Source organism: Pueribacillus theae, assembly GCF_003097615.1.
In the GTDB taxonomy this organism is placed as follows: domain Bacteria; phylum Bacillota; class Bacilli; order Bacillales; family UBA6769; genus Pueribacillus; species Pueribacillus theae.
The window spans coordinates 1-881 of the sequence record NZ_QCZG01000109.1 but is presented as its reverse complement, the minus strand read 5'-3'; the positions used below and the strand labels follow the sequence as shown (position 1 = coordinate 881).

The window sequence follows — 881 nt, the reverse complement described above, 5'->3', positions numbered from 1 at the left end:
ATGCAGGATTCGAACCTGCGACCCTCTGATTAAAAGTCAGATGCTCTACCAACTGAGCTAATGGCTCCTTTTACAAGTTTAAATAATTTATTTTTTCTATCTTAAGCACTTAAGCAAATTTATGTGGTGCCGGCAAGAGGACTTGAACCCCCAACCTACTGATTACGATTCAGTTGCTCTGCCAATTGAGCTACACCGGCAAGCAAACATGGTGGAGGATGACGGGCTCGAACCGCCGACCCCCTGCTTGTAAGGCAGATGCTCTCCCAGCTGAGCTAATCCTCCGAACGTATNCTCACAGGGAAACCCCATTACCATCGGCGCTGAAGAGCTTAACTTCCGTGTTCGGCATGGGAACGGGTGTGGCCTCTTCGCCATCGTCACTAGACAGTGTGTTTTGTTGTGAAGGATGTTCCTTCAAAACCAGATACGACATCCAATGTGATTGCTTTTCGTTGTCTAGCTTCAGCTCCTTGCTTCTATGAAAAATTTCTTTCTCGTTCGGGATAGGATAGAAAGCATCCCTTCCTCGAAAGAGCATTTTTCTACGAAGCAGAACAGTCGCTTCAGCATTTCGTTTGTCCAGCCTCAGCGGCTTGCCTCTTGCTAAAGTTTTCTTCTTCAGTTGGGATTCGCATCCCGCCTTCTGAAGAAGCACTTTTGCAGCGAAGCAGTACAGCCGCCTCGGCTTTTCTTATCCAGCTCCGGCTCCTAGCCCCTCGCAAAAAATGTCATCTTGCTGTGGTGGCTGAAAAGCTGCCTCCTCGCAAGCTGGAATTTTTTGTCGGGGCTGTACAGTCGCCTCCGCTTTATTTGGTTAAGTGTTCGACCGATTAGTATCTCTCAGCTCCACGTGTCGCCACGCTTCCACACGAGACCTA

At 48.6% G+C, this 881-nt stretch carries 1 protein-coding gene, 1 tRNA gene and 1 rRNA gene; 1 reads left to right on the top strand and 2 read right to left on the bottom strand.

Annotated elements, in window-relative coordinates; genetic code table 11:
* Positions 1-124: 124 nt before the first annotated feature.
* Positions 125-200: transfer RNA gene (locus tag DCC39_RS18895), tRNA-Thr, on the bottom strand.
* A 78-nt stretch (positions 201-278) separates the two neighbouring features.
* Positions 279-388: ribosomal RNA gene (gene rrf, locus DCC39_RS18890) — 5S ribosomal RNA — on the bottom strand.
* A gap of 215 nt (positions 389-603) precedes the next feature.
* Here rrf and DCC39_RS19325 point away from each other — a divergent pair.
* Positions 604-837 carry a hypothetical protein gene (locus tag DCC39_RS19325; protein ID WP_205948460.1) on the top strand — a complete coding sequence of 78 codons (234 nt, stop codon included), beginning with the start codon at positions 604-606 and terminating at the stop codon, positions 835-837.
* Positions 838-881: the final 44 nt, after the last annotated feature.